The organism is Pseudomonas oplopanacis (assembly GCF_057128725.1).
In genome coordinates, this window is sequence record NZ_JBSKHV010000001.1 from 532501 (window position 1) to 555325 (window position 22825).

19 protein-coding genes are annotated in these 22825 nt (G+C 60.6%); 3 read left to right on the forward strand and 16 right to left on the reverse strand.

Translation table 11 applies throughout. The annotated features are described in order from the left end of the window. Positions 1-2 precede the first annotated feature (2 nt). Both mexE and ACWKV5_RS02515 read right to left on the reverse strand, forming a co-directional pair. Entirely contained in the window at positions 3-1262 is a 1260-nt protein-coding gene (gene mexE, locus ACWKV5_RS02510; RefSeq protein ID WP_483840028.1) for a multidrug efflux RND transporter periplasmic adaptor subunit MexE, read from the reverse strand. Between the two features lie 138 nt (positions 1263-1400). Beyond that, a complete protein-coding gene (locus ACWKV5_RS02515; RefSeq protein ID WP_483840029.1) occupies positions 1401-1679 on the reverse strand; it encodes a LysR family transcriptional regulator in 279 nt (92 codons plus the stop codon). Positions 1680-1851: 172 nt separating this feature from the next. Between ACWKV5_RS02515 and ACWKV5_RS02520 the strand changes: the two genes are divergently transcribed. Continuing rightward, positions 1852-2445 carry a TetR/AcrR family transcriptional regulator gene (locus ACWKV5_RS02520; protein ID WP_483840030.1) on the forward strand — a complete coding sequence of 198 codons (594 nt, stop codon included), beginning with the start codon at positions 1852-1854 and terminating at the stop codon, positions 2443-2445. Between the two features lie 276 nt (positions 2446-2721). Here ACWKV5_RS02520 and ACWKV5_RS02525 read toward each other — a convergent pair whose 3' ends face one another. The 8 genes from ACWKV5_RS02525 to ACWKV5_RS02560 form a co-directional block, all read right to left on the reverse strand. Continuing rightward, positions 2722-3045: a hypothetical protein gene (locus ACWKV5_RS02525; RefSeq protein ID WP_483840031.1), complete on the reverse strand. Its 324-nt coding sequence runs from the start codon at positions 3043-3045 to the stop codon at positions 2722-2724. A 528-nt stretch (positions 3046-3573) separates the two neighbouring features. Then, a complete protein-coding gene (locus ACWKV5_RS02530) occupies positions 3574-5217 on the reverse strand; it encodes a fatty acid--CoA ligase (protein ID WP_483840032.1) in 1644 nt (547 codons plus the stop codon). A 101-nt stretch (positions 5218-5318) separates the two neighbouring features. Then, positions 5319-7097 carry an acyl-CoA dehydrogenase C-terminal domain-containing protein gene (locus ACWKV5_RS02535; protein ID WP_483840033.1) on the reverse strand — a complete coding sequence of 593 codons (1779 nt, stop codon included), beginning with the start codon at positions 7095-7097 and terminating at the stop codon, positions 5319-5321. 6 nt (positions 7098-7103) lie between these two features. Then, complete coding sequence (locus ACWKV5_RS02540) at positions 7104-9641, reverse strand: efflux RND transporter permease subunit (protein ID WP_483840034.1); 2538 nt, start codon at positions 9639-9641, stop codon at positions 7104-7106. Between the two features lie 15 nt (positions 9642-9656). Next, positions 9657-10745: a WD40/YVTN/BNR-like repeat-containing protein gene (locus ACWKV5_RS02545; RefSeq protein WP_483840035.1), complete on the reverse strand. Its 1089-nt coding sequence runs from the start codon at positions 10743-10745 to the stop codon at positions 9657-9659. 149 nt (positions 10746-10894) lie between these two features. After that, a complete protein-coding gene (locus ACWKV5_RS02550) occupies positions 10895-12253 on the reverse strand; it encodes a DUF1329 domain-containing protein (protein WP_483840036.1) in 1359 nt (452 codons plus the stop codon). 41 nt (positions 12254-12294) lie between these two features. Next, the gene (locus ACWKV5_RS02555; protein ID WP_483840037.1) at positions 12295-14298 is read right to left on the reverse strand and encodes a DUF1302 domain-containing protein; all 2004 of its coding nucleotides are present in this window, start codon (positions 14296-14298) and stop codon (positions 12295-12297) included. 128 nt (positions 14299-14426) lie between these two features. Continuing rightward, a complete protein-coding gene (locus tag ACWKV5_RS02560; RefSeq protein WP_483840038.1) occupies positions 14427-14993 on the reverse strand; it encodes an RBBP9/YdeN family alpha/beta hydrolase in 567 nt (188 codons plus the stop codon). Between the two features lie 353 nt (positions 14994-15346). Between ACWKV5_RS02560 and ACWKV5_RS02565 the strand changes: the two genes are divergently transcribed. Both ACWKV5_RS02565 and ACWKV5_RS02570 read left to right on the forward strand, forming a co-directional pair. Next, positions 15347-16381 (forward strand): AraC family transcriptional regulator, encoded by a 1035-nt coding sequence (locus ACWKV5_RS02565; RefSeq protein WP_483840039.1) that lies wholly within the window; start codon positions 15347-15349, stop codon positions 16379-16381. A gap of 412 nt (positions 16382-16793) precedes the next feature. Continuing rightward, positions 16794-17153, forward strand: a complete 360-nt coding sequence (locus tag ACWKV5_RS02570; RefSeq protein ID WP_483840040.1) for a DUF6124 family protein — start codon at positions 16794-16796, stop codon at positions 17151-17153. Between the two features lie 264 nt (positions 17154-17417). Here ACWKV5_RS02570 and ACWKV5_RS02575 read toward each other — a convergent pair whose 3' ends face one another. The 6 genes from ACWKV5_RS02575 to ACWKV5_RS02600 all read right to left on the reverse strand — a co-directional run bounded on the left by ACWKV5_RS02575 (position 17418) and on the right by ACWKV5_RS02600 (position 22814). Continuing rightward, positions 17418-18428: a YeiH family protein gene (locus ACWKV5_RS02575; RefSeq protein ID WP_027921447.1), complete on the reverse strand. Its 1011-nt coding sequence runs from the start codon at positions 18426-18428 to the stop codon at positions 17418-17420. Beyond that, positions 18425-18751: a Rieske (2Fe-2S) protein gene (locus ACWKV5_RS02580; protein ID WP_483840041.1), complete on the reverse strand. Its 327-nt coding sequence runs from the start codon at positions 18749-18751 to the stop codon at positions 18425-18427. Before ACWKV5_RS02580 ends, ACWKV5_RS02575 begins: the two co-directional genes overlap by 4 nt. Then, positions 18748-19410, reverse strand: coding sequence for a DsbA family oxidoreductase (locus ACWKV5_RS02585; RefSeq protein ID WP_483840042.1), 663 nt, complete (start codon positions 19408-19410; stop codon positions 18748-18750). Before ACWKV5_RS02585 ends, ACWKV5_RS02580 begins: the two co-directional genes overlap by 4 nt. Next, the gene (locus ACWKV5_RS02590) at positions 19407-20738 is read right to left on the reverse strand and encodes an MFS transporter (RefSeq protein WP_123434481.1); all 1332 of its coding nucleotides are present in this window, start codon (positions 20736-20738) and stop codon (positions 19407-19409) included. Before ACWKV5_RS02590 ends, ACWKV5_RS02585 begins: the two co-directional genes overlap by 4 nt. Positions 20739-20829: 91 nt before the next feature. After that, positions 20830-21882 carry a beta-keto acid cleavage family enzyme gene (locus tag ACWKV5_RS02595; RefSeq protein ID WP_483840043.1) on the reverse strand — a complete coding sequence of 351 codons (1053 nt, stop codon included), beginning with the start codon at positions 21880-21882 and terminating at the stop codon, positions 20830-20832. 83 nt (positions 21883-21965) lie between these two features. Next, positions 21966-22814 carry a TauD/TfdA dioxygenase family protein gene (locus ACWKV5_RS02600; protein ID WP_483840044.1) on the reverse strand — a complete coding sequence of 283 codons (849 nt, stop codon included), beginning with the start codon at positions 22812-22814 and terminating at the stop codon, positions 21966-21968. Positions 22815-22825 lie beyond the last annotated feature (11 nt).

Consider the following 22825-nt stretch of genomic DNA (forward strand, 5'->3'; position numbering starts at 1 on the left):
TCTTATCCGCGAGGGGAAACGGACGCATCCGCTTTCACCAGCACCGGTGATGTATCTGAGGGCGATGTCGGCGCGGCCGGTTGATTACCCGCCTCGATGGCTTGGCGTTGACGGGTCAGGGTCGCGACGGTTTCCGCGTCGGCCATCGGCGCATCTTGCGGGGCGACTACCGCTCCGGGGCGAACCCGTTGCAGGCCGTTGATGACGATCCGGTCTTCCTTCTGCAAACCGCTGCGCACGATGCGCATGCCTTCAAGCTTGGGGCCCAGTTCGACGCTGCGGTACACGGCTTTGTTGTCCTGATCGATCACCAGCACGAATTTCTTGCCCAGATCGGTGCCCACCGCTTCGTCCTTGATCAGCAGGCCGGCATAGGCGGCGCTGCCCACCAGTTTCAGTCGGGCATACAAGCCAGGTGTGTACTTCCCGTCGCTGTTGTCGAACTCAGCGCGGCCACGGATGGTGCCGGTTTTCGGATTGACCTGGTTGTCGACAAAGTTCATCCGCCCCAGGTGACTGTTGCCCTCCTCGTTCGACAAGCCCATGTACACCGGCGTGGTCTGGCTGCGCTGGCCTTGGCGAGAGAGTTGGCCGTACTTGAGGAACAGGCGCTCGTCAGCGTCGAAATAGGCGTAGACCTTGTCGGTGGACACCACGCTGGTCAGCGGCGTGGTGTCGGCAGTGACGATGTTGCCGGCGGTGATTTCAGCACGGCTGACCCGTCCGGAAATCGGCGCGGTGACGCGCGTGAAGCTCAGGTTCAAACGCGCCAGATCCAGTTGCGCCTGCACGGAATCAACACCGGCCTTGGCTTCCTGAGCGGTGGTGGTGCGGGTGTCTGCCAGCTCAGCAGAAATCGCGTTGCTGCTCAGCAAGCGTTGGCCACGCTGTGCTTCATTGCCGGTGCGAACCAGCGTGGCGCGGGCTTGTTGCAACTGCGCTTCGAGGCGATGCACTTCGTGTTCGAACGGACGTGGGTCAATCTGGAACAGCAAATCCCCCTTCTTCACCAGCACGCCGTCGGTGAACGCAACGCGTTCGATCTGACCTGAAACCCGTGGGCGGACTACGACGGTTTCCGGCGCTTCCAACCGGGCAGTGACTTCATCCCATTCGGTGATGGGCTGCTCGAGCACTTTGGCGACGGTGACGTGCGGCGCCCCTGGCGCCTGAGCGGCATTGGGCGTTTGATTGCACGCGGCGAGGACCGCCAGAGCCACTGCAGCGAGGGGATAACGCAAAGGTTTCAGTGATTGTTCCATGGGGGTGTCCGCCAGACGGTTCAGGAATTTCCGGATTCTCGACGTCGCGCGAGGCATCGACGAATTGAACGGAGTGAAGTTGGGTATCAACATTAATGATGACTGTCATGTATAAGAGCAAAAAAAACACAGGCACGGTCAAGCCTTGGTATTCGCCAGGGCACTGCACACACAATCGAGTGCCGGTCCCAGCGTCTGCGCCGCACTTAACGCCCGCGCGGTGGGCACCATGGTGCGGCCATTGCGCTCGAATAATGGGTCGTTGAACAGCCTTCGCAACCGCACCAAGGCCCCGCTGACCGCCGGCTGACCCAGCGACAGTTTCTCGGCGGCGCGGCTGACGCTGCGTTCCTGCATGAGCGCTTCGAAAACCACCAGTAGATTCAAATCGATACAGCGCAGATCATTACGCTTCATAGGTCAGGCCCACGTAGAGTGTTCAGGCTTGAGCCGCAGGCTCGGGAGTCGCCAGTCATCTGCCGACACCGACAAAGCCATTGCGACAACTTTATATGACGCACATAATAAATAACAGCATCTCAACGAAATCCGGCCTTGGCAAGGCCCGTCTGGCGAAAAGGAGAAGTTCATGAGAGTCACAAAAGACCAGGCCGCCGCCAACAAAGAGGCGGTCCTCACGGCCGCGTCGCGGTTGTACCGGCAAAAAGGCATCGACGGGATTGGCATCGGCGAACTGTCGCGCTCGGTCGGCCTGACGCATGGCGGCTTCTACGGACAGTTTCCGGGAGGCAAGGAGCAACTGGCTTCAGAAGCGGTCAGCCGGACGTTCGAGTCCAACATCCAGGATTGGCAAAACGCCAAATCCATCCCGGAGCTGATCAAGGGCTACCTGACGCTACGCCACATGGACAACTGGACCGAAGGCTGCCCGATCCCGGCACTGGGCGCCGACGTTGCCCGAAACGGCGGCGCCGTCAGCAGTTCGTTTACCAAAGGCGTTGAGCGTCTGATTGATACGTTGATGGCGCTGGTCGAAGGCGAAAACCATGACCAGAAGTACCAGGAATCGCTGCGAATCCTGTCGTCGATCGCTGGTGCGATGCTCATTGCCCGGGCACTGGATAAACCTGAGTTGTCCGAGCAGTTTTTGCAGTCGGTTGTGAGTGCCTGGGCTGCGCCGGCGCCCGAAAAAGAGGATTCATTGCTTGAAGGGCATCGCTGAATTTTCCAGCGCCATCGCGAGCAAGCTCGCTCCCACAGAGGATCGCATTCCAATGTGGGAGCGAGCCTGCTCGCGAAGAGGCCCACTCAGATAACACCATTCTTGAGCACTACACAAAATATCCCAGCCCAACAGAAACCCTGTGGCGAGGGAGCTTGCTCCCGCTGGGCTGCGAAGCGGCCCCAAAAACCGGCAACTCGGATTTGTCAGGCACACCTGGCGACTGCTGCGCAGCCGAGCGGGAGCAAGCTCCCTCGCCACAAAGGTAACTGGTCGCTACTGCGAAGGCATCGCCCGCAATCGCCGGCCCACTACATCCAGCACATCACAGCCATCGCGCAATGGAATGGCGCACAGCAACGCGAAGTCGCTGAGGATGAAGGATTCGCACTCGACCGAACCGCGCATCGACATGTTTTCCAATACCTGCGTGACGGCACGAATTCGGTAGTTGGCGGCTTCGTATAAAACATCGAGCGGTGCGTGGGTATCGACGAACAGCGTGGGCATGTCGGTGCAGTTGCTGGTGAGGGCCATGAAGCGGTTTTTGGGGTGGGGGATTGGTTTTTCGTAGGGTGGATCAGGGTGAAGTGTTTTCATCGAATTGAGTCCTAACGTATGGATTGAAGCCGCCAGACATCACTTCCACGCAAATAGGTGGCGGCTGTACGCAGGTGTGGAAGACCGGGACGTTAGGCACCCGGCGCACTCGAAAGCGCCCCGCGCACAGCCACCAAAAAACACAGACGATAAAAAACGCCGAACTGGTGGCGCTTGATGCGCCTAACGATAGAAGGGCTTCCACGCCCTGTCACTGAATTTGCAGCGACAGCCAAAGACTATCCATGGATCTCACTTCGCACCAGTTCATCAAAGCCGCTACAACTTGAAGGAAACTTCCGACGACCTTGCCCAGAAATTTCGCTCTCGCGCAGCGTTTTGAGCGCGCGAGACTTTGCGCGGGATCAGTCAGGAAAGAAGTCAGGAAAGTAGGAAAACGGCGTAGGCCAAATCCTTAAATAACTCCCAAAAAACAACAAGCAACCCCAAACGAAAACGTGGCGTGAGGTCTCCCCCCACGCCACGCTCTCTTATCTACCCAACGACTCTGACAACTTCTTCAAGAAGTCAGCCCGCCTCACTCTCCCGAATCAGCTTCTTGTTGATCTTCCCGACACTGGTCTTGGGAATCTCAGCCACGAACTTGAACTGCTTCGGAATCGCCCATTTGTTAATGCGCCCACACTCGACAAACGTCTGCAGGTGCGTCTCAAGAATCTGCTTGTCCAGATACTGCCCTGGCTCGCACACCACCATCGCCATGGGCCGTTCGCCCCACTGTTCATCGACAATGCCGACGACCGCGACAGACATCACCCCCGCGTGTTCGCTGATCAGGCTTTCCAGTTCCAGCGAGCTGATCCACTCGCCCCCGGTCTTGATCACGTCCTTGATGCGGTCCTTGATTTCCACGCCGCCCATCGAGTCGATGGAAGCCATGTCGCCGGTGTGCATCCAGCCGTCGAGCCAGAGCTCGGCGCCCTTTTCGGGTTCTTTCAAATAACCCTGGGTCAGCCAAGGCGCGCGGACCACGATTTCGCCGAGAGACTCACCGTCATGCACCACATCGTTGCCGCTGGCATCGACGATTTTCAGGTCAACCATGGGCACCGGTGTGCCGGTCTTGATGCGGGTCGCCAATTGTTCTTGCATGGGTTGCTTGAGCACGTCATCACGCAGGTAACTCAGGCACAGCAACGGGCAGGTTTCCGACATGCCGTAACCGCTGTGTACCACCATGCCTTTGGCGCTGGCTTCGCTAGCGATACCGAGGGTCAGCGCGCTGCCGCCGAGGAGCATTTTCCAGCCCTCGAAACGGGTCTGTTTGCCGGCTTCGCAGTTCAGGATCATTTGCAGAATGGTCGGTACGCAGTGGGAAAAGGTGACCTTCTCCTCACGGTACAACCGGACCAGGCTGTTGGGTTCGTAGCGGCCCGGATAAACCTGTTTCAGGCCCATCAGCGTGGCGACATACGGCACACCCCACGCATGCACGTGAAACATCGGCGTGATCGGCATGTACACGTCATCGGAACGCAGCAGCGGCTGGCCTTGATACACGCCCAGAGTGCCAACGGCATTCAGGGTGTGCAGGACCAATTGGCGGTGGGTGAAATACACGCCTTTCGGGTCGCCAGTGGTGCCGGTGGTGTAGAACAGGGTCGCCACCGAGTTCTCGTCGAAATCGGGGAAGTCGTACTGGTCTGACGCCAGGGACAGCAAATGTTCATATTCACCCAACACCGGCAACGAGGTGCTGGCGGCGTTGTCATCGGTGAGTTGGAGATAGCCTTTGACGGTGGTCAACCGATCCTGGACCTGCTCGAGCAACGGCAGGAAATCATCATGCACCAGCACCAGATCGTCTTCGGCGTGGTTCATGGTGAACAGCACCTGATCCGGCGACAGACGAATGTTCACCGTGTGCAGCACCGCGCCAATCATCGGCACGGCGAAGAAGCATTCCAGGTAGCGATGGCTGTCCCAGTCCAGCAGTGCCACGGTGTCCCCGGCTTTCACGCCGGCGGCCGTCAAGGCGTTGGCCAGTTTGCGGATGCGTTTGTTGAGCGTCTGGTAGTCGTAGCGCAGTTTGTCGGCGTAGACGATTTCGCGACCCGGCTCGTAGCGCACACCGGACAGCAACAATTGCTTGATCAGCAATGGATAGGCATAGGCGCCATCGGCGGGCGGGATTATTTTTGTCGCCATCATGTTTGGGTTCCTGGTCCTTATGTTATTGGCTCAGAGCCCCTCGATGCAGTCGGTTGCAATCGACTCCCGACGCGGTGTCGGGAGTCGCGGGGGCCTGGCAATCAGAACTGCGCTGCGTCCAGTTCGTAGAGGCACTCGCTGCCGGCCTTGACCGAAGCGCTCAATGAATGGATACGCGGTAGCAGGCGGGCAAAGTAGAAACGTGCGGTGGCCAGTTTGCTGACGTAGAAGTCGTCCTCGGCCTGCTTGCCGATGGCGGTCTTGGCCATCAATGCCCACATGTAGGCGTACGCGACGTAGCCGAAGGCTTGCAGGTACTCGACCGAGGCGGCGCCGATTTCATTCGGGTTGTTTTGCGCCCGGTCGAGGACCCACGCGGTCAAATCGTCGAGGACGTCCACGGCGGCGTTCAACGGCTTGCTAAACTCGCCGAGCTCGGCGCTGGCGTTGGCCGCGAAGTGGCGAACCTCGGAGGCGAACAAGCGGTAAAGCGCCCCGCCGCTGCCGACGATCTTGCGCCCGACCAGGTCCAGCGACTGGATGCCGTTGGTGCCTTCGTAGATCTGGGTGATGCGCACGTCACGCACCAATTGTTCCTGGCCCCACTCGCGGATGTAGCCGTGGCCGCCGAAAATCATCTGACCGTGCAAGGTGGTTTCGAGGCCCATGTCGGTGAGAAACGCCTTGGCCACCGGGGTCAACAGCGACACCAATTCCTGTGCGCGATTGCGCGTGGTCGGGTCTTCGCTGTACTTGGCGGTGTCCAGTTGCAGGGCCACGTAGCTGGAGAACGCACGGCCGCCTTCGTTCAAGGCTTTCATGGTCAACAACATGCGTCGCACGTCCGGGTGGACGATGATCGGGTCGGCGGCCTTGTCTTTGTTCTGCGCGCCGGTTGGCGAACGGCTTTGCAAACGGTCACGGGCGTACTCGACCGCGTTCTGGTACGAGCGCTCGCCCAGCGACAGGCCCTGAATGCCGACGCCCAGACGCTCGTAATTCATCATGGTGAACATCGCCGCCAGGCCCTTGTTCGGCGCATCGACGATCCAGCCGGTGGCGCCGTCAAAGTTCATCACGCAGGTGGCGGAGGCCTTGATACCCATCTTGTGTTCGATGGAGCCGCAGGACAGCGCGTTGCGCTCGCCCAGGGAACCGTCGTCGTTGACCAGCACCTTGGGCACCAGGAACAGGGAAATGCCTTTAGGACCGGCCGGTGCATCCGGCAGACGGGCCAGTACCAGGTGAATGATGTTTTCGGTCAGGTCGTGCTCACCGCCGGTGATGAAGATCTTGCTGCCGCTGACCTTGTAGCTGCCGTCGGCCTGCGGCTCGGCGCGGGTGCGGATCATGCCCAGGTCGGTCCCGGCGTGGGCTTCGGTCAGGCACATCGAACCGGTCCAGGTGCCGGCGTACATGTTCGGCAGGTAACGCTGCTTGAGTTCTTCGCTGGCGTGAGCCTTGATCGACAGGCACGCGCCGGCGGTCAGCATCGGGTACAGGCCGAACGACAGGCCGGCCGAGTTGACCATCTCTTCGACCTGCGCCGAAATCGCCTTGGGCATGCCCATGCCACCGTACTGCGGATCACCGCCGACACCGACCCAACCGCCCTCGGCGAATGCCTGGTACGCGGCAACAAAACCATCCGGCGCGATGACTTCGCCGTTGTTCCAGGTGCAGCCCTGTTCGTCGGTGGCGCGGTTCAACGGTGCGATCACTTCACCGGCGATCTTGCCGGCCTCTTCCAGGATCGCGGCAGCCGTCTCTTCATCAATCACCTCGGCCAGGCCAGGCAATGTCGCCCACAGGCTGGACACCTCAAAGACTTCATTGAGGACGAAGCGCATGTCGCGCAAGGGAGCTTTGTATTCGGACATAGTGACTTACTCAGGTGTGCTCAAAGCATGAGGAACAGGTGAAGTGTGCGAGGTGCCGGCTTCTTCGGTCGGCGCCAGCGGAGCGTCCTCGACAGGACGAGTCTCCAGCGTTTTTTCGCGCAGCAGGAAATACGACAGCGCCGGAATCAGGATCAGCGCGCCGAGCATGTTCCACAGGAACATGAAGGTCAGCAGGATGCCCATGTCAGCCTGGAACTTGATCGGTGACCAGACCCAGCACACCACGCCCGCCGCGAGTGTGATGCCGACCAGACCGACCACGCGGCCGGTGAACGACACCGCGTTGCGGTACGACTGGGACAACGACAGGCCCTGACGCTGGAAGTGCAGCTGCACACTCAGCAGGTACAACGCGTAGTCGACGCCGATGCCGACGCCCAACGCGATCACCGGCAGGGTCGCGACTTTCACGCCGATGCCCATCGCCACCATCAAGGCTTCGCAAAGGATCGAGGTCAGCACCAGCGGCAGCAGCGCCACCAGCGTCGCGCGCCAGCTGCGGAAGGTGATCAGGCAGAACAAGGTCACCGCCGCGTACACGTACAGCAGCATGGTGTGATTGGCCTCACGCACGACGATGTTGGTCGCCGCTTCAATCCCGGCACTGCCGGCAGCGAGCAGGAACTGGCGATCCTCGGTGCTATTTTCCTTGGCGAACTTGTCGGCGATGGCGACCACCTCATCGAGGGTTTCGGCCTTGTGGTCCTTGAGGAAAGCGATCACTGGCATCAGCGAGCAGTTGTTGTTGAACAGTTCCGGCGAGTTCACCGAGGCCTGTTGCGCGGCGTAGTTGAGCACGTCCTGGTTGCGCTGGATGCTGTTGAGTTTGGGGTTGCCTTCGTAGGTGCCGGCGGTGATCTGGCGCACGGCGTTGACCAGCGAGGTGGTCGCGCGTACGCCTGGATTCTGTTGCAGCTCCCAGGCCAGACGGTCGGCCAATACCAACGTCTTGTAGTTCAGGCAGCCTTCCGGCGCGGTCTTGATCATCACCGCGAACAGGTCGCTGGACAGCGCGTAATGCTGGGTGATGTAGGCGTTGTCACGGTTGTAGCGCGAGTCGGCGCGTAGCTCCGGGGCTCCGCTTTCCAGGTCGCCGATTTTCAGGTGCAGGCTGACCATGAAGCCGCCGACACCCATCAACACCGCGACCACAACCGCGCCGGTCGCCCACTTGCGGGTGGTGAAACGGTCGAGCAAATCCCAGAGTCGGCCGAAGCCTTTGTTCTTTTCCGCGCGGGTGTCGATTTTCAGCGCGCGCTCGGCGGCCTTGGCCCCGACGCCGACGTACGACAGCGCCACCGGCATCAGCAGCAGCGAGGTGAAGATCAACACCGCGACACCGATGCTGGCGGTGATCGCCAGGTCCTGGATCACTGGAATGTCGATCAGCATCAGCACCGCGAAACCCACGGCGTCGGCCAGCAATGCGGTGACACCGGCAATGAACAGGCGGCGGAAGGTGTAGCGTGCGGCGATCAGTTTATGGGTGCCGCGGGCGATGTCCTGCATGATGCCGTTCATCTTCTGCGCGGCGTGGGACACGCCGATGGCGAAGATCAGGAACGGCACCAGCACCGAGTATGGATCGATGGCATAACCCAGCCAGGCGACGATGCCCAGTTGCCAGACCACCGCGATCAGCGAGCAGCCGACCACCAGCAAGGTGCTGCGCACGCAACGGGTGTAGGCGTAAATAATGATCAGCGATGTCACGACCGCCAGGCCGAAAAACATCATCACCTGGATCAGGCCGTCGATCAGGTCGCCCATCAGTTTGGCGAAGCCGATCACCCGGACCTTGTAGTGACCCTTGCCTTCGACACCGGACTTGCGCGCGGCGCTGTCACCGGCGTATTCGATCTTGTCGCGCAACTGCTCTTCGAGCATCTGCGAGAAGTCGTGATAGTTGATGCGCTGGCCACCGGCGGCGGCCTTGTCCATCAGCGGTACGATCAGCATGCTCGATTTGAAATCGCTGGCGACCAGGCTGCCGACGATACCGGCGCGGGAAATGTTCTGGCGCAGCTGTTCGATTTGCTCAGGTTTGCCCTGGTAGGTGTCGGGCATCACCGGGCCACCCTGGAAGCCTTCTTCGGTGACTTCGGTCCAGCGTACAGCCGGGCTCCACAACGACTTCATCCAGGCGCGGTCGACGCCCTCGGTGAGGAACAACTGATCGTTGACCTGCTTGAGCACGTCCAGGTATTCAGGGTCGAAAATGTCGCCCTGGGTGTTTTCCACCACCACGCGCACCGAGTTACCCAAGCCGCGCAGGGACGCGCGGTTTTCCAGGAAATTCTGGATGTACGGCTGGCTCTGCGGAATCATTTTTTCGAAGCTGGGACGCAGCTCCAGGCGGGTCGCCGCCATGTAGCCCAGCACCACGGTGGCGAGCGCCATCAGCAGCATGAACAGCGGGCGGTAGTTGAAGACCAGGCGTTCCAGCAGGTTGCCGGAGCGACGGTCGAAATCGCGCACGTCGCGGATCACCGGCATGGCTTCTTGTTGTTTTATGTTGCCCATGTCTGGGTTCTCGCTTTAAGGGTTCGAGGTCTTAACGACGGACAGCGCCAGTGCGCCACGGCTGCCAGCCACGACCAACGAGCCGTCGGAGGCCTCGGTGGCGCCAGCAATCGGCGTCGGTACAGGCTGCTGAACCAGGTGCAGTTGTGCGCCAGAACCCTGGCTGACCAGCATCTGCCCACCCTGGGTGAACAAGCGGTAGTCGCCACGGTCATCGATCAGGCCGGCGGTGACGCTGATGTGCAGGCCGGTGTCCAGCGCGGTCCAGTTCTGGCCGCCATCGGTGCTGCGCAATACGTTGCCGCGCAAGCCGTAGACCAGCACTTCACCGGGCTTGCCGAGCACGCCGAAAAAGCTGCCCTGATAAGGCGTCGGCACTTCGGTGAAACGCTGGCTGGCTTCATCCCATTTGAGCAACAGGCCCTGCTCGCCGGCGATGTACAACGCATCCCCCGTGGAGGCGATGGCGTTCAGGTGAAAGCTTTGCGGGTTATCGGTGCGGTCCTGAAACGGGGTCCAGGTCTGGCCGCCGTCTTCAGTGCGCAGAATCAGGTTGAACACGCCGACCACATAGCCGACCTGCTCGTTGGCGAACCAGACGTCGAGCAAGGGTTTATCGGCGCCCTGCTCTGCCAGTCGCTGGCCTTCGGCGGCCCAGTGTGACCATTGTTCGTTGTCCGGTTGGGCACTGGCCAATGCACCGTAATGCTTGACCAACAACTCACCAATTTGGCGGCCATCGAGCTGCTTGGTCCAGGTCGCGCCAGCATCGTTGCTGTGCAACACCACACCATCGTTCCCGACCGCCCAGCCTTCCCTGGCCGATGGAAAATTCACCGCACTGAGATCGGCACTCACTGGCACGACAGCCTGCTGCCAGTGTTTACCGATGTCATCGGAATAGAGAATGTGCCCACGCTGCCCGACGGCAACCAATCGGTCGCCCGCGCGGGTCATGCCGGTCAACGGGCTGTTGACCGCGAGCGGACTGACTTTGGCGGGCAGGTCCAGCACATCGATGTAGTCGGCCGCCTGGGTGACGCCCTGCGACATGACAAGCAGGGCGCCGAGCGTTAACTGCAGGTACTTTTTGTACGAACACATACCGCGTCCTCTTGGGAAAACCGCGTCAGGGACTGCAAGCGTGCAGCCCGACGTTGAAAACCGGCGCCGCGACGATCGGCGTGCACCGACCGTCGCGCGGTCACACGGCTTGCGGGCCGTGGACCGATGAACGCCTTGTTGCGGTTTGCTTAGCGAATGCCGGCGCCCGCCAGGGACTCCGACGACCACTGTGCCTTGGAGAGCGGATCGACGTACTTGATGCCGCCGTAAGGGCCGACTACACCGTTGATGTTGTAGGAACCGCCCACCAGGTCATAAATCATGAACGGCGTGGAGTCAGGCACCTGCTTGTCATAGCTCTGGCTGAGGAAGGCAAAGGAACCACGGTACAGCTGACCACGGGCGTCATATTGGTCCGAGGCCAAAGCTGTCCAGCTGTCTTCGTCGAGGTAGAAGCGACGTTTGGCGTAGATGTGACGAGCACCGGCCTTGAGGGTGCCTTCGACGACCCACACGCGGTGTTTTTCCCAGCGCACAAAGTCCGGTGCCAGGTGGTTAGGCGTGGTGATCGACTTCGGATCCTGCACGTAGGTCAGCTTGTAGGTGTTGTACGGCACGATCATTTCCTGCTTGCCGACCAGCTTCCAGTCGTAGCGATCCAGCGCACCGTTGAACACGAACACGTCATCGTAAGTACCGGCGCCGGCGGTGCCTGGGTTAGGCGTGTCGTAGGCCAGGTTTGGAGCCAGCTTCACACGACGCTGACCAGGCAAGTACTGCCAGGCACGACGCGGTTGCTGCAATGGGTTGGCGGCGTCCTTGAGCATGATCGCTTCGCCAGCCCGGCGCGCAGGACCGGTGTAGGCCAGCTTCATCTGGTAATACACGTCGGAGCTGGTGATCGGCTGCGACAGGTTTTCGTAGATCGGGTAGGAGATGGACGCCTGCCCGGTGGTCGCCAGGCTCGCCACGCCAGCCGAGTCGACGTTCCAGGAGTCGTACTTGGAGCTGATGCTCACGCCCTGATAGCGCAACAGGAAGTTCCACATCGCCTCGTTACCCGATTGCGGAATCGGGAACGGTATGCCCGGCAGCACGTTGTCGATGGCCAGGCCACCTTCAAGGGACTTGGCGCCGGTGGCGTTTTTCACGCCGTTGTCGAGGATCGCTTTAGGCAGCGAAACGGTACGGTGAGTCGGGTACACCTCGACTTTGAACGTCGGAAAGCGCTTGGCCAGTTCTGCGGTGGTTGCAGTGAGCTGACCCTTGTACTGATCGACGTTTTTACCGTCGATCACCAGCAGCGGTTTTTCATTGGCAAACGGGTCCGGGCGCATGCTGTCACCGGCCTTGAAGCTGGCGGGTGGCGTGGTCAGGCCGCCGTCATAGGCCGGAATGGAGCCATCGGCATTCCCGGCTTTTTCAGCGCCGACCAGGGTCAGGCTGCTGCCCAGTTTGGCGGCATCCTGAGCAGTTACAGCGGCGTGTGCCTGGGCGGCAACAACCATCGCCAGCGAGGCAGCCAACACGGTTTGTACAAATTTCATGTTGAGGTTCTCCTGCTTACTTCGAGTAAGCGAGTGATGAATCAAAAGGTGGTTTTCATTGTCAGGTAAACAGCACCACGATCCTCAGTCGTGGCTCCGCCACCGGAAAAGGACGAGTAGCCACCGGCGTAGCACGCATAGTTTTCGTTACCGCTAAAGGCGTTTGGAGTAGAGCCGTCGCCCCCCGTCGGGCCGGTACTCACGCCGCTTTTGTTGCACTTGTCGGTCTGGCCGAAAGAGTCCACATACTTCAGGTCGACAAAGTATTTGTTGTACACAACGGCACCCACGCCGAAGGCATAGTTGCCGGTGTCCTTGGCACCGCCACCGGACACCGGTGACACGCCGTCGAGGCCGACGTTGACGGACATTGGCGCGTTAAGGTCAACGCCCGGGAATACCTGGTACCAGGTCGGTGTGAAGTTGACCGCAAGACCCCAGTTGTCACGGGTCGGTTTGTCGATACCGCGATAGCTGTCCTCCCCCTTGTAGAGCGCCTTGTTTTTGTCATCGATGCTCAACAGGTTGCTGTAATACAGTTCGGCAAGCACAGTCGCCTGATCGAACACCGGCGTTTTCGGCAGGGTCATCAGACCGTTCAACGTCCAGTGCAACGTCTCACCAGTGGCGCTCATGCTGTCGCCGCGGCTCGGGGTGTCGTAGATCACACCCGTGGCATCGGTGCGCGCCGGCAACAGGCCGAGGCCTTTGCCCAGGCCCAGCGGGCTGGTGGAGCTGACGATGGCCGGGATACTGGCCAGCGGCATGTTGTGACGGATGTTCAGGTCGGAACCCACACTCACGCCGCCGACGTCCTTGGACAGGCTCAGGCCGAAAATCTTGATGTCGTCGGCATAGGCCAGTTGATAGGTGGCGGTGTTCAACGAGTTGAGCGTGTTGACCACGGCTGGCACTTGCCCGGCTGGTCGGGTGCCATTCGGGTTGGCCGAAGACAGGCCGCGGGCATCCAGCCAGGCTTGCGGCAGGATTTCCGACGTCTCGCGGTAGTAGACGCCGAGCGTCCCGTCCAGCCAGGCCGGCGACCACTTGGCCATGACGCCCCAGTCACCGCTGCTGTGCGGCGTCAGGTCATGCCCACGCACCACGTTGGTCAAACCGTTGCACGGCGCCAGGCCGCAACCCAGCGGGCTGCCCGGAACCACGCCGTTGGTGTTGCCCAGCAAGAACGATTGCGCGCCGAAGCCCACCAGATCGGAACCACCGTAGTAGGTGCCGGCTTCAGGCAAGCGAGCCGCGTCCCAATCCAGGAAGTACTGGGCGCCGATGGTCAACTCAGGGTTAACGGTGAAGGTCGTCGACAGTTGGTTACGCGGTACGAACAGTTCCTTGGCTTCAGTGCCAGGCGACGCCGCCAGCTTGGCGAGGTCGAGGCCGGACTGGCCGTAGCTGATCGAATGCACCGGGTTGAGAATGGTCTCGCCCCAGAACACGTTGTGCTGACCGGCCTTCATACTCAGCAAGGATTCCTCACCCACTTCGGTGCTGTAGAACACGAACGCATCGAGGATTTCGCCGGACGGGCCGGTGTAGTAACGCTGGGCATAATTGCTCAGGTGCGGGCTGCCAAAACCGACGTTGTCGTTGGTGACGGCGGCCAGGCGTGGATCGTTGGCGACCAGGCCGGAGCGTGCATCGTTGCCGTTGACGAACGGGTTGGAATTGGAGCCGGTGTTCTCATACGCCTTGTCGTACCAACTGGCGGCACTGACACGAAAACCCATGGCGTTCTTGTAGACCACGTCCATCTCGGTCAACAGGTCGATACGGTTGGTGATGTTGGTGCCAGCCTTGCGGAAGTTGTAGTCGCCATCGTTGTTGTTTGGCGTCCCCAACATGCGCTTGTCGGCGCTTTCGGTACGCACACCGTAGTTGTACTTGATGGTGTTATCGATGCGCGCGGTCCAGTCCGGATTACCGGTATCCAGTTCAACCGCCTGGGCGGTCGGCATGGACGCGGCCAGAATGGCTGAGGCCAGCAATGTGTAGCGTGAAACCGTGAACCCGTGACTCTTATTGTTGTGCATTGCGTTGTCTCCGCCTTTTGTATTTGTTTTAAGCGCAGCCGCCCTCACGCATTCCCTTGTTCCAGGGTTTTGCGTTGATCAGGAGTGAGGGCAAATGCCGGTTGGCTTGCGGCCAGTCGGCGCCTGAATTAGCGATCCAGCTCGAGGATGAAAGCTTCGGCTTCTGGCCAGTGGCCAAATCCTGCAGCCGGATTCAGATGACCTACTGCACCCAGATTGCGCAGTTCTGCACCCCAGCCTCGAGCCATGCGATTGACGGCTTCGAGACTGGCCAGGTGATCGTTGGTGCTGCCAATCACCAGGCTTGGGAACGGCAGCGGACTTTCGGGTAGCGGATTCCAGCCATGGGACCGCAGCGAATCGGAAGAAGGGTAGCCTTGCGGCCAGGTGGCATCGAGGTCCGGTGGCGCGGCCAGCAGAGCGCCCTTGATCGGACGGCTGTGCAACGCGGCCCAGTGCGCGACCATCAACACGCCGGCGCTATGGGCGACCAGAATCACCGGCCCGTCGATCTGCTCCAGCTCGTGCTGGATCGCACGGACCCGTGCAGCGCAGTCGAGTTTGTCGGTTTCAAGCGGTGGGACGCTGCGTACCTTGGCGAGCCTGGCTTCAAGCAATGTCTGCCAATGCTCGGCCACGTGCTCACGCAAGCCCGGTACGATTAAAACGGTTGCAGCAGTTTGCAGTTTGTCCACGTCAGCACCTACGCTTTCTCGATGACTCGACTGACTCATTGGTCAGACGTTTTTGTAGTGCTGACATTAAAGAGCGCCCACCCCGGACGCTTTACATTAGACGTCAGTCGCTTTTCTTTTCATGACAAATTCGGGGGTGGCGACGTGAGGTGCCCGCTGGTCGAAAATCACGGCAGGTTTGCCCAAGGCCACTGTAATCAATACGCGGACGGATTTATCGCGATCAGCCGGCTACGTTTAGAGGGAGAACCGGGCGCCTGACTACACTCATGCAACAACTTTCCATTTCATGACGTGCTGGATATAGTCGCCACGCTCATTTCCACCCTTACCGGCCCAGGGAAGACCCACGCATGACCAAGCTTGTTCGCGCCGCCGTCTTGACCAACTACCTGGAGGTCACTAATTACCTGGGTTTCAACCCGCGTGATGTATTGGCTGCCAATGGCTTGAGCAGGGCTCAGTTGCTGGCGCCGGAACACCGGATCCCTATCGATTGCGCCGTGCGCGTGTTGGAAGATTCCGCTGTCGCCAGTGGCTGCCAGAGCTTCGGCCTGAGCATGGCCGAGTCTCGCCAGCTCTCGGATTTCGGCGTGGTCAGCCTGCTGCTCACGCACCAGCGCACCCTGCGCGAAGCCTTGCAGGTGGTGGTGCATTACCGTCACTTGATGAATGATTCGCTGGCCATCTTCATTGAAGAGGCCGGCAAGATGGTGATCATTCGCGAAGAGGTCGTGACCGACACACCGATGCCCTCCCGGCAAGCCAACGAACTGGCCATCGGTGTCATGTTCCGTTTGTGCGCAGCGCTGCTCGGCGCGCACTGGCACCCCTACAGCGTCAACTTCACGCACCAGCCTCCGGACAACCTGCAACTGCATCGCCGCCTGTTTGGCTGCACGGTGGAGTTCGGCAGCGAGTTCAACGGCATTGTCTGCCCCAATGCCAGCCTGGACGTGACCAACCCCCACGCCGACCCGGCCATGGCTCGTTACGCCCAGGGTTACCTCGACTCGTTGCTGAGCCATGAAGGCGAGTCGTTGCTGTTCGAGGTGCGCAAGGCCATTTACCTGCTGCTACCGATGGGACGCGCCACCATCGAGCAAATCGCCCAGACCCAGGGCATGAACGTACGGACACTGCAACGACGCCTCAAAGACGACGGCTGCGCCTTCAACGACCTGATCAACGACGTGCGCCGCGACCTGGTGCTGCGTTACCTGGAGAACCCGAATTATTCGCTGGGGCGCATCGCCGACATGCTCGGGTACTCGATGGCGAGCTCTTTCACGCGCTGGTTCATCACCCAGTTCGGCATGCCGCCGGCCGCGTGGCGCGCACATAAGCAAGGGACCGCAAAAGCGGCCCCGGGTCAGCACGAATCCTGAGCTCGCCCCACCCTTCGAGTTCCCGCTGTGGGAGCTCGGGATTTTAAACACCTACCGAAAGGGCTTGTTTAAAACCCGTCCGGGTAACGTCCTGAAAGCCACAAAACCTTGCGCCGTTGCCTACGGCTACGCCAGAATCCGCCGGCTTGTGCGCCTATTGGCCGGGCTCTATTGTTTCCCGGTCGCTGACACATCAGCGATCGGGTTTAGCAGCTCGGAAACATCAAGGTGCATCAGTATCGCCACTGATCAATCGACAGTTTCGTCTGTTGGTCTGCGTTATGGCGGCTATGCGTGGGGCACTTCGGTGCGCCGGGTTCCTTGATGCCCTGGTCTGCTAACCCGCGTAAAGCCGTCACCCTTCTCGTTTAGCAGCGATGGGTGAAGGCTCCAATCATCAAGAAGTTTCACCATGTTCAAGGTAACGCCCAATCCGCCAGACACCGATCCGGCTTCCCCATACGAACCCGATTCAAAAAAACTCAACGAAGCCGCCGAGCGCGCGCTCAACTTCCACTTCCCGTCAAATGCCGACATCAAAGCCACCGCGCGCAAACCCAGCAAGCTGTTTGCCGTGAACCCGGAGGCGACGGCAGAAACCCTGGGCGTGTTTTTGGTCGAGACACTGGCGGCGATCGATGTGATGGTCCATCACTTGGTCGATCATCTGGAGGGCGAGTCGCGCCACGCCCTGCTGGGAATTTCCAACAGCATCATGGTGGCGGAGATCACGGCGATCCGGGTGCTGGATAAAATCGAGCCCGCTGTTTAACCACTGTCCTGTGGCGAGGGAGCTTGCTCCCGCTCGGTTGCGCAGCAGCCGTTTTTTTTGGGGGCTGCGCGCAGCCCAGCGGGAGCAAGCTCCCTCGCCACAATAGCGCCCTCATCACAAAGTGTTTTCGAACCAACGAAAAAAGCGGCGACTGCTTATACAGTCGCCGCGAAAAGCCGATGTTTGTGACACCGACCGAGAGCCGCACCGTGCTGAGGAGTCAAACCCGGTGCGGCCCTGCCATAAAACGGAAGTCGATCAGGTTCAGAATCCCCAGCGCAGCAACAGCAGCACCAGGACGACGAGGAACACCGTCTCCCCCACCATCAGGAGGATGGGCTTGATGCCGACGGAGGCCAGCTCCTTGAGCTGAGTCTTCATGCCCAGGGCACTGATGGACACCACCAGGCACCAACGCGACAGGTCATTGACCGTGCCTTGCACGACGGGCGCTATCCATCCCGTGCTGTTGATGCACGCCAGCAGCAGAAAACCGACGGCGAACCACGGCAGCAGCGGCGGTCGCTTGCCGCCGGTTTCGGCGCCTTGCATGCGCGTGACCATGGCCGCACAGACGATCACCGGCAGGAGCATGGCGACTCGCATCAGCTTGACCACCGTGGCCGTGTCGCCCGTTTCGGTCGACATGCTGTAACCGGCACCGACCACTTGGGCCACATCGTGGATGGTGGCGCCGAGGAAAATACCCGCCATTTGCGGTGACAATGACAACCAGTTGGCAATCATTGGATAAACAATCATGGCCATCGTCGACAGGGCTGACACGCCAATGACGGTAAACAGTGTGGCGCGTTCTTTCTGCGGATGATTGGGCAAGGCTGCCGCCAGTGCCAACGCCGCCGAAGCGCCACAGATCGCCGTCGCGCCACCGGTGAGCATGCCGAACAAACGCTGGAACCCCAGCATCTTGGCCGCAATCACCGAAACGCCAATGGTCACCACCACCAGCGTCACCACCAGCGCTACTGGCTTCCAGCCCAGGCCGGCAATCTGCTCAAGGGTAATGCGCATGCCCAGCAGGGCCACGCCAAGGCGCAACACGGTGCGCGCGGTAAATTCGATGCCGGCCTTGCACACGCCCTCCCCGGCCAGGAAGTTCAACGCCATGCCCAGCAGCAAGGCAAACAGCATTACCGGTGCGCCGTAGTGTTCGGACAAAAACGAAGCGGCTGCCGCCACGATCAGACTGACGATAAAACCCGGGGCCAGTTCGCGTGTTCGGCTATGGATACGGGTGAGAGCAATGGCGCTCATGGCGCGGACTCCTCAGAAGCAATAACGATAAAAGCCTGGCCGTCGATGACTTCGACCGGGTAGTTGTTGACCTTGAGCGCGGTGGAATCGAGCAGGTAACCACTGCGCAGATCGAAGCGCAGACCATGGGCGCAGCATTGAATCACCTTGCCGTCCAGGCGCCCGCCGCACAGCGAAGCGCCTTGGTGCGGGCAACTGTCATCGATGGCAAACACGTCGCCTTCGACGTTGAACAACGCCAGGCTTTTGTTCTCGAATTCGAACAGCGCACGCCCACCCGCCTGCGGGAGTTTGCCCGCAGGCACGGGGACACGACGGGTCATGACGGGATCCGCACGCGCTGGCGTTCCATGGCTTCGTACATGACACCCAGCATCACCTCGGCAGGCTGCGCGCCGACCAGCGTTAACTGGCTGTCGAACAGGAAGCTCGGCACACCGCTGGAGGCACCGACCTCGTTACCGATAAAGGGACCGGATTCGTCTTTGAGGTAGTCCCTCACCGCGTCAGCGTCGTAACCGCACGATTGGGCGATGGTGATCAACGTCTCGCGGCGACCGATGTCCTCGCCGTTCTGGAAGTACGCGGCGAACAGACGCTCAAGCAACTGGTCGCGCTGAGCCGTGCTCCCCCGCGAGTTGGCGTGCGCCAACAGACGATGGGCGTCCGCGGTGTTGGGCATGGTGGTGATGCGACTCAAGTCGACGTCTACCCCGACCGCTTTTGCCGCCTGCTGCACCTGGGCCTGACGCATGGCGACCGCTTCGGCACTGCCCAGACGATTGAGGTAGAACTCGGCGAACGGTTCACCCTGTACCGGCAGGTGGGGCAACAACTGCACCCCGTGCCACACCGTGGTAACCAGCACATCCGGTTGCTGCGAGTGCAGCAACGCTTGTGCGCGTTCCAGTTGGCGTTTACCGATCAAGCACCATGGGCAGATGAAATCGAAAAACACATCGATACGTAAACGAACACTCACACCTTCACCTCTACCGCAGCTTCACTTACAGAATCGTTGACACGTTCACCCGCCAACCGGGCGATATCCTTGTGGTAATGGCACTTGGCAAAAAAGAACACCGCCGCTGCCGCGATGCTCACCAGCGGTACCAGCTGGAAGGCCGCCTGCAAACCGATCATGTCCGACACCTTGCCGGTGATGAACGGCCCCGGCGCCAGGCCGAGCAAGTTGTTGGCCAGCGTCAGCGTGGCAAACGCCGTACCGTGCACCGAATAGTGGGTCAGGTTGGCAACCATCGCACCGGCCGGGCCGGTTGTGCCGGCGGCAATCAACATGCCCAGGCAAATCAACAGCAATTGCGCAGGTCCCGGCGGCAAGGCGAACGCCGCCGACAGCAGCAGGCAACTGCCCAGGCAATAAGCGATGGCCAAAGCGACCTTGCGTTCGGCCGACTGACGACACATGCGATCACTGAGCATGCCGCACAGGATCATCCCGGCACCGCTGCACAGGACGATGATCGCCGCGACACCACCCGCCTTGTCCGGCGCCATGTCGTAATAGCGGTTGAGGTAGCTGGGCATCCACACAATCACGGTGCCGCCCACGAACAGTTGCAAGCCACTGCCGATGTAAGCCGCGATCACCGAAGGGCTGGAGCACAACGTGCGCAGCGGACGCTTGACCACCGCAGCGACTTTTTTGCCCGCCTCGGCGGCGCGTTGCGGGGCAATGCGCGCTTCCTTGACGATGATCGGGTACAGCACCGCCAGCAGCAGACCAAACAGGGCCATGCCGGCAAACGACCAGCGCCAGCCGAGCTTGGCCGCGATCGCGCCGCCCAGGGCCATGCCCAACACCGAACCGAACATCCCGCCTGCCATAAAGGCACTGGCCAGGGTGGCCCGCATGTGTTTCGGGAACACCGAAATCACCACGGCAATACCGACGCTGCCATAGGCAGCCTCACCAACACCCACCATGAAGCGGGCGATAAACATTTGTTGGTAGTCCTGCGCCAGCGCACAACCCAGCGTGGCGAGACTCCACAGCAGCGCCATCAGCGCCAGGCTTTTAACCCGACCGAAGCGGTCAGCCATCAACGACAGCGGAAACGTCAGCAGGCCGACCATCAAGGCCACCACGCCGCTGAGCAAACCCAGCTGGCCGTCCGTCAGCGCCCACTCGCCCTTGAGCATCGGGAATACTGCGTTCAGCACCTGGCGGGACATGTAATCGGAAATCAACAGGCCGAACGTCAGTGCGAAGACGATCCAGGCATATTTGCGCGCAACGCCGACACCACTGGTGTCGTCATCGTCGGCGGCGATAGGGTGAAAGGCCATGCAGCCTCCTCGAAACATTATTTTATTGTTGTTATCGAGCGTGTTTCACTGCAGCGAGCGAGGGGTCTACCCCCCTCGCTCCCGCTGTCGGTCAGCCGCGTTGCGGCACACCTTTTTGCCCAGCCTTGCGGTTGGGGGCCATTCCGTTAGCCAACAGTGTTTCTTCGATGGTGTCGTACTTCACACCGATGCGATAAATCTCGCGGGCTTCTTTGCCGGTAGCGATTTCGCGACCCAGTTCATGAGCGATGCGCACGGTTTGCCTGATCTGAGCAACCGAACCAAAACGCTCGCCCTTGTGATCAATAATAGTGTCTTCGTTGCCCACGCGCGGGTGCAGACCCATGGCCATCGCCATGGTGTTGAACGGCAGCACGTTCTTGAGCAGCGACTCGGACGTCAGGGTGCAGCCGTCCGGTACGCGGTGGATGAAGTTGAAGAAGTTGAACGGATTAGGACCGTCGAAACCGCCACCGATGCCGATCCAGGTCAGGTTCAATGGACCTTTGTAGAGACCCTTGCGCACCATGCGCTGCAGCGTTTCCAAGGCGTGCATGCCGGTCAGCTGGAAGTGCGGCTGGATGTCATTGTCCATCAGGCGCTTGAGGTGCTCGATCACCCAGGACGGGCCGGCCGGTACGGTCATTTCGCTGTAGGCAGCCTGAAAGGCAGGGTTGGCCAGGGAAGTGCCTTCCAGGTATTCCGGATACAGCAATTCCATGATGTTCATCTGGGTGGTGTTGATCGCCACCGTGACCTGATCCGGTTTTGGCGTCAGCTCGGCCAGCATGTGGCGGGTATCGTCGGACAACCACAGCGCGGCTTCGCCATCGCTTTCCGGTGCGAAGGAAATCGAACCGCCGACCTGGATAATCATGTCCGGCACCGCTTCACGCACGCCGGCAATCAATTCGTTGAATTTGGACAGGCGCTTGGAACCCTTGCCGTCCAGCTCACGTACGTGCAAGTGCAGCACGGTCGCGCCGGCTTCATAGCACTCGACAGCCTTCTGGACTTGCTCGTCCATGGTCAGCGGGATGTCTTCCGGGAAATCTTCCGGCATCCACTCAGGGCCGTACGGGGCCACGGTGATGACCACTTTTTCCATGGTTTCCGGGTGCAGGGAATCGTCGAAGAATTGCATGAGTTACTCCAGTTTTTATGATTGTCCGCCTGCCGGTCATGCCTGGCAGGCGCGTCTACGAGTTCGAATTCAGAGGGGGTCGATCAGAACGTCTTGTCACCAATGATCCCGGCGCGTTCCATCTTGCGATGGCACGGCGGGTAATCCATGACCGCGTAATGCTGGGTGCTGCGGTTGTCCCAGATGGCGATGCTGTTTGGCTTCCAGCGCCAGCGAACCTGGTACTCAGGGATGTACGCCTGGCTGATCAGGTAGCGCAGCAACTCGCCGGCACCGGGGTTGGCGTCCTGGCCGAAGCGCACCCGCTCAGGGGTGTGGTAGTTGCTGAGGTGGGTGGCGAAGGCGTTGACGAACAGTACTTTCTCGCCGGTTTCCGGGTGGGTGCGCACCACCGGGTGTTCGGCATCCGGGTACATCGCTCTCAATGCCAGTCGCTTCTCGATCGGCATGGCCGCACCGAAGCTCGCTTCGATGCTGTGGCGGGCGCGCAGGTCGGCGATCTTCACCTTCACGTCTTCCGGCAGGTTCGCATAGGCCAGGGCCATGTTGGCCCACATGGTGTCGCCGCCCACGGGCGGGCACTCTACGCAACGCAGCACGGCACCCATCGGCGGGATTTCGCGCCAGGTGGCGTCGGTGTGCCAGGCGTTCTCGTAGCGGTCCATTGGCTGGTCCGGATTCTTGTAGATGCGCACCAGCCCCGGATGATCAGGGTCGCTGCCGGCCACCGGATGGTCTTCCAGCTCGCCGAAACGACGGGCGAAGGCCACGTGGTCGGCGCGGCTGATGTCCTGATCGCGCAGGAACACCACCCGATGCTTGAGCAACTGGGCACGGATCTCGGCAAACAGATCGTCATCGTGCACCGCGTCGGCGAGGTTGACGCCGATCAGCTCGGCGCCAATGCTGCAGGTCAATTGTTCGACTTTCATGGCTGGTAGCT

Bases quoted from the DNA above. Each gene is read 5' to 3' on its own strand.
- mexE (WP_483840028.1), bottom strand. From the start codon at position 1,262: ATGGAACAATCACTGAAACCTTTGCGTTATCCCCTCGCTGCAGTGGCT.
- ACWKV5_RS02515 (WP_483840029.1), bottom strand. From the start codon at position 1,679: ATGAAGCGTAATGATCTGCGCTGTATCGATTTGAATCTACTGGTGGTT.
- ACWKV5_RS02520 (WP_483840030.1), top strand. From the start codon at position 1,852: ATGAGAGTCACAAAAGACCAGGCCGCCGCCAACAAAGAGGCGGTCCTC.
- ACWKV5_RS02525 (WP_483840031.1), bottom strand. From the start codon at position 3,045: ATGAAAACACTTCACCCTGATCCACCCTACGAAAAACCAATCCCCCAC.
- ACWKV5_RS02530 (WP_483840032.1), bottom strand. From the start codon at position 5,217: ATGATGGCGACAAAAATAATCCCGCCCGCCGATGGCGCCTATGCCTAT.
- ACWKV5_RS02535 (WP_483840033.1), bottom strand. From the start codon at position 7,097: ATGTCCGAATACAAAGCTCCCTTGCGCGACATGCGCTTCGTCCTCAAT.
- ACWKV5_RS02540 (WP_483840034.1), bottom strand. From the start codon at position 9,641: ATGGGCAACATAAAACAACAAGAAGCCATGCCGGTGATCCGCGACGTG.
- ACWKV5_RS02545 (WP_483840035.1), bottom strand. From the start codon at position 10,745: ATGTGTTCGTACAAAAAGTACCTGCAGTTAACGCTCGGCGCCCTGCTT.
- ACWKV5_RS02550 (WP_483840036.1), bottom strand. From the start codon at position 12,253: ATGAAATTTGTACAAACCGTGTTGGCTGCCTCGCTGGCGATGGTTGTT.
- ACWKV5_RS02555 (WP_483840037.1), bottom strand. From the start codon at position 14,298: ATGCACAACAATAAGAGTCACGGGTTCACGGTTTCACGCTACACATTG.
- ACWKV5_RS02565 (WP_483840039.1), top strand. From the start codon at position 15,347: ATGACCAAGCTTGTTCGCGCCGCCGTCTTGACCAACTACCTGGAGGTC.
- ACWKV5_RS02570 (WP_483840040.1), top strand. From the start codon at position 16,794: ATGTTCAAGGTAACGCCCAATCCGCCAGACACCGATCCGGCTTCCCCA.
- ACWKV5_RS02575 (WP_027921447.1), bottom strand. From the start codon at position 18,428: ATGAGCGCCATTGCTCTCACCCGTATCCATAGCCGAACACGCGAACTG.
- ACWKV5_RS02580 (WP_483840041.1), bottom strand. From the start codon at position 18,751: ATGACCCGTCGTGTCCCCGTGCCTGCGGGCAAACTCCCGCAGGCGGGT.
- ACWKV5_RS02590 (WP_123434481.1), bottom strand. From the start codon at position 20,738: ATGGCCTTTCACCCTATCGCCGCCGACGATGACGACACCAGTGGTGTC.
- ACWKV5_RS02595 (WP_483840043.1), bottom strand. From the start codon at position 21,882: ATGCAATTCTTCGACGATTCCCTGCACCCGGAAACCATGGAAAAAGTG.
- ACWKV5_RS02600 (WP_483840044.1), bottom strand. From the start codon at position 22,814: ATGAAAGTCGAACAATTGACCTGCAGCATTGGCGCCGAGCTGATCGGC.